Source organism: Candidatus Nanosynsacchari sp. TM7_ANC_38.39_G1_1, from assembly GCF_004138385.1.
In genome coordinates, this window is the sequence record NZ_PQNZ01000060.1 from 1 (window position 1) to 4,117 (window position 4,117).

Annotated in this window: 9 protein-coding genes; all 9 read right to left on the reverse strand. The window is 52.4% G+C overall.

From position 1 onward, the window contains the following. Positions 1–84: 84 nt before the first annotated feature. A complete protein-coding gene (gene rpsI / locus G1ANC_RS03750) occupies positions 85–483 on the reverse strand; it encodes a 30S ribosomal protein S9 (protein WP_129693665.1) in 399 nt (132 codons plus the stop codon). Next, complete coding sequence (gene rplM / locus G1ANC_RS03755) at positions 484–921, reverse strand: 50S ribosomal protein L13 (RefSeq protein ID WP_129693666.1); 438 nt, start codon at positions 919–921, stop codon at positions 484–486. After that, positions 921–1,316, reverse strand: coding sequence for a 50S ribosomal protein L17 (gene rplQ, locus G1ANC_RS03760; protein WP_129693667.1), 396 nt, complete (start codon positions 1,314–1,316; stop codon positions 921–923). Before rplQ ends, rplM begins: the two co-directional genes overlap by 1 nt. Further along, positions 1,317–2,240: a DNA-directed RNA polymerase subunit alpha gene (locus G1ANC_RS03765; protein ID WP_129693668.1), complete on the reverse strand. Its 924-nt coding sequence runs from the start codon at positions 2,238–2,240 to the stop codon at positions 1,317–1,319. It abuts the gene before it with no gap. 19 nt (positions 2,241–2,259) lie between these two features. Beyond that, on the reverse strand, positions 2,260–2,877 hold the full coding sequence (rpsD, locus tag G1ANC_RS03770) for a 30S ribosomal protein S4 (protein ID WP_129693669.1): 618 nt from the start codon (positions 2,875–2,877) through the stop codon (positions 2,260–2,262). After that, positions 2,877–3,263 carry a 30S ribosomal protein S11 gene (gene rpsK, locus G1ANC_RS03775; RefSeq protein ID WP_129693670.1) on the reverse strand — a complete coding sequence of 129 codons (387 nt, stop codon included), beginning with the start codon at positions 3,261–3,263 and terminating at the stop codon, positions 2,877–2,879. Before rpsK ends, rpsD begins: the two co-directional genes overlap by 1 nt. A gap of 20 nt (positions 3,264–3,283) precedes the next feature. Then, a complete protein-coding gene (rpsM, locus tag G1ANC_RS03780) occupies positions 3,284–3,670 on the reverse strand; it encodes a 30S ribosomal protein S13 (RefSeq protein WP_129693671.1) in 387 nt (128 codons plus the stop codon). Between the two features lie 2 nt (positions 3,671–3,672). Beyond that, on the reverse strand, positions 3,673–3,789 hold the full coding sequence (gene rpmJ, locus G1ANC_RS03785) for a 50S ribosomal protein L36 (protein ID WP_129693672.1): 117 nt from the start codon (positions 3,787–3,789) through the stop codon (positions 3,673–3,675). 73 nt (positions 3,790–3,862) lie between these two features. Further along, complete coding sequence (gene infA / locus G1ANC_RS03790) at positions 3,863–4,087, reverse strand: translation initiation factor IF-1 (RefSeq protein WP_129693673.1); 225 nt, start codon at positions 4,085–4,087, stop codon at positions 3,863–3,865. Between the last annotated feature and the right edge of the window lie 30 nt (positions 4,088–4,117).

The window sequence follows — 4,117 nt, forward strand, 5'->3', positions numbered from 1 at the left end:
AAATAATCAAATGATGCTCAAGCAAAAAACAAATACCCCGCCCTAACAAGCGGAGTATTTGAGCCTGCTCTAAACTACGAAGAGTTAGCGCTTTGAGTATTGCTCGCGTTTGCGGGCGCTGCGCAGGCCGTATTTCTTGCGCTCTTTCTCGCGTGGGTCGCGCTTCATGAAGCCGGCCTTCTTGAGTGGAGCGCGCAAGTCGGCGGCACCAGCAGTAATCGCTTTGGCGATAGCTTGCTTGATAGCGTCAACTTGGCCGCTAAGCCCGCCGCCGCGTACTAGTACGCTGACGTCAAACTCTTTTTGCTTGTTGACGGTTGCTAGCGGGTCGGTAATCTCGGCTAGCAAAGTCTTGTTGCCTGATAAGTATTCATCGGCAGTCTTGCCGTTGATGGTGATCGCGCCTTTACCGGCGGTCAGGCGAGCGCGGGCAGTAGCGCTTTTGCGCCGGCCCAAGCCGTAATCGTATTTGTCGGTAGCCATTTACTTAACCTCTACTTTCTCTGGTTTCTGGGCTGCGTGGTCATGCTCGGCGCCCGGGAATACACGCAGGCGAGCCATACGGTCGGCTGCGAGTTTATTCTTGGGCAGCATACCTTTGACGGCGTGCTCAATGATACTTGCCGGGCTTTTGGCGCGGAGATCTTTGAGCTGAGCTTCTTTCAAACCGCCTGGGAAACCGCTGTAGCTGTAGTATATTTTGTCAGTTTCTTTATCACCAGTCACGACAAGTTCGCTAGCGTTAACGACGACAACGTAATCGCCGTTGTCAACGTGCGGCGTGTAAGTTGGCTTGTATTTACCAGTGAGGTAGCTAGCGATCGCGGTCGATAATCGGCCCAGGCTAGCGTCGCGGGCGTCAATCAGTATCCAGCGGCGAGCAATGTCGGCAGGCTTCTGTGAAAAGGTTTTTCCAGCCATTACTTAGCCTCCTTTGCTGCTTTTGGCATTGGTTTGAGTTCGTCGACGAATTCAACGATTGCCATTTGAGCGCCATCGCCAACGCGCAGCCGAGTGCGCTCGACGCGAACGTGCCCGCTAGTGCGGCCAGTTAGCTGCGGCGCGATTTGGTCGACGAGCTTGACGGCGGCAACTTGCGTACTGAGTCCAGCGATGACCGCTCGGCGGTTGGCCAGATTGCTTTTTTTGGCTTTGGTGATTAGTTTCTCGATATAACGTACGAGCTCTTTGGCTTTGGGCAGAGTTGTTTCGATACTCTCCTCCATCACCAAGCTCGTCGCTAGACCTTTCAGGAGCGCTCGCCTTTGGTCGCGTTGGCGGCCGAGCTTGCGTCCTCTGTATCCATGTCGATGCATTTAGAGCTCCAATTCTGCTAGTTTATCTTTTACTTCGTCAAGCGCCTTGCTACCGAAACCCTTAAGTTCGCGCAAGTCTTGCTCGTTGAGCGTGACTAAATCGTGAACGGTGCGAATTTCGTTATTGACTAAGGCATTGGCGGTGCGAGCACTCAGGCCTAAGTCTTCGATTGAGGCGTTCAAGCCGTCATTATCGTCCTCGACCTCTGTACCAAGTGCTGGTGCAGATTCGACAGTAGTACTGCCAGCCAGAGCTGTATACTGGTTGACGAGGATAGCGGCAGCTTCTTCGAAAGCTTCGCGCGGCGTCAGGCTACCGTCGGTTTCGATGGTCATCTCGAGCTTATCAAGGTTAGTCTCTTGACCGATACGAGTCGGGTCGACCTTGAAGCGAACACGAGTAACCGGGCTGAACATAGCGTCGATCGCAATCATGTCGCTATGCAGGCGTTTTTCGCTAGATTCTTCGATAGGCTGGTAACCGCGACCTGATTCAACTACTAGATCGATGACAACTGTCTTGTTTGGGTCGTCAACGTGGCAAATCACGTGGTCAGGATTCATCACCTCGACATCAGCATTGGTTGCGATATCGCCAGCAGTAATGACGTCGGCGCCAGTTTTCTCGAGACGCAGCTCGACTGGCTCATCGGTGGCAATACGGAAGTTGACACCTTTGAGATTCAAAGTGATGTCGACGACGTCCTCTTGAATGCCAGGAACAGTTGTGAATTCGTGCGTGGCACCTTCGATTCGGAAAGCGACAATTGCGCCGCCGCGGATGCTGGAGAGCAATACGCGGCGCAGGCTGTTGCCGAGCGTGTTGCCGTAATTAAAGTGCAGCGGCTCAATAACAAACGTACTTGAGTTCTCGCTGTTATCGATAATCTTGGCGAGCGCTGGGTTGTGAATAACTTTAGACATTTTAATCTTTCCTCCCTTTTTAACGTGAGTAGTACTCAACAATTAGCTGCTCGTTGATGCCCGCTTCGGCCTCTTCGCGCTTTGGTTCACTAGTAATTTCGATTTTTAGCTTTTTGATATCTCCCTTTAGCCAGCTAAGCGGCGCCTGAGTGGTATTGCCAAAGATATCGTTGATCGCCGTAAAGTAGCCAGACTTGGTGCTCTTCGGGCGAACTGTGATTACGTCGCCGGCCTTGACGCGAATCGACGGAATGTCGACGCGGCGGCCATTGAGCTCGAAATGTCCGTGGCTAACCAGCTGGCGAGCCTGGCGGCGGCTAGTAGCAAAACCAGCGCGGTAAACGACGTTGTCGAGACGCAACTCTAGGAAGCGTAGCAAATTTTCGCCGCTAAGACCTGGTTTGCGAGTCGCTTCGTTCATCAGCTTAGCAAATTGTTTTTCCAATAAACCGTACATGCGCCGGACTTTCTGCTTTTCGCGCAGCTGCTGAGAGTACATGCTCTGCTTGCCTTGGCGGCCATGAGCGTGCTCGCCCGGGATACCGCTTTTGCGCGCGAGGATTTTGTGCGCTTTAGGATGCAGCGCAACTCCTTCGCGGCGGCTCTGTTTGACGATTGGGCTAGTGTCTCGTGCCATTACGCTCTCCTTGCCTTTCGCGGACGAACACCGCCGTGCGGCACGCCCGTTACGTCTTTAATACTGTTGATTGAAATGTCAAAGCTGCTTATGGCGCGGATTGCCGCGTCGCGGCCTAGGCCGACGCCTTTGACAAAGACGTCAACTGTGCGCAAACCATAGGTTGATTTAGCAGCCTCGGCGGCCTTTTCAGCAGCAATTTGCGCTGCATAGGCGGTGCCTTTTTTGCTGCCGCGGAAACCGCAAGCGCCAGCACTGGCGGCGGTCAACGCATTGCCTTTGCTGTCGGCAAAGGTGATAATCGTGTTATTAAATGTCGCTTGGACATGCAGCTGACCGGTCGGGACTGATCGGCGCTGCTTCTTTTTTGATTTAGCTTCTGCCATTATTTAAAAGTCCTTCCTTATCAAGTCTTGCTTGCTGCTTTTGGCTGCGTGCCGCCGACGGCGATTGCTTTGCCTTTGCGGGTTCGCGCATTGGTGCGAGTCCGCTGGCCGCGTGTCGGCAAACCGTTTTTGTGCCTTAGGCCGCGGTAAGAACCGATGTCCTTTAAGCGTTTGATATTGTTGGTCACCAGGCGTTGCAGATCGCCTTCGGTGACATAATCCTTGTCGATAATGTCGCGAAGCTTCTGTTCTTCAGCCTCGGTGAGATCTTTCACCCGAGTGGTCGGCTTGATTTTAGCCGCCGCAAGGATGTCTCGAGAGTACTTCGGCCCAATACCATAGATATAGGTAAGGGCGATTTGTACCTGCTTGTCACTTGGGATGACTACCCCAGCAATTCGAGCCATGCTTAACCCTGCCTTTGCTTATGCTTAGGGTTTTTCTTGTTGATGACGTAGAGACGGCCTCTGCGGCGAACAAATTGATCACCCGGACCTCTCTTCTTGACACTCGGTTTAACTTTCATGAGCGTACAACTTTCTACAGGAAAAACCTGTTTTTAATGAGAGATGCTTGATATCAGGAGCAGCTCTGCGTTATTAATCGCGTGCGCGGAAGACGATTCTGCCCTTCGTGAGATCGTAAGGGCTCAACTCGACTTCTACGTTATCGCCTGGGACCAAGCGGATGTAATGCTTGCGCATCTTGCCGCTGATATAAGCGATAATTGTTAGGCTGTTCTCTAGTTCGACAACAAATTGAGTATTAGGCAGTGCTTCCACTACCTTGCCGCGCAGTTTGATGACTTCCTTTTGACTCGCCATAGATATACAGCTAACCATTATAGCGGATTT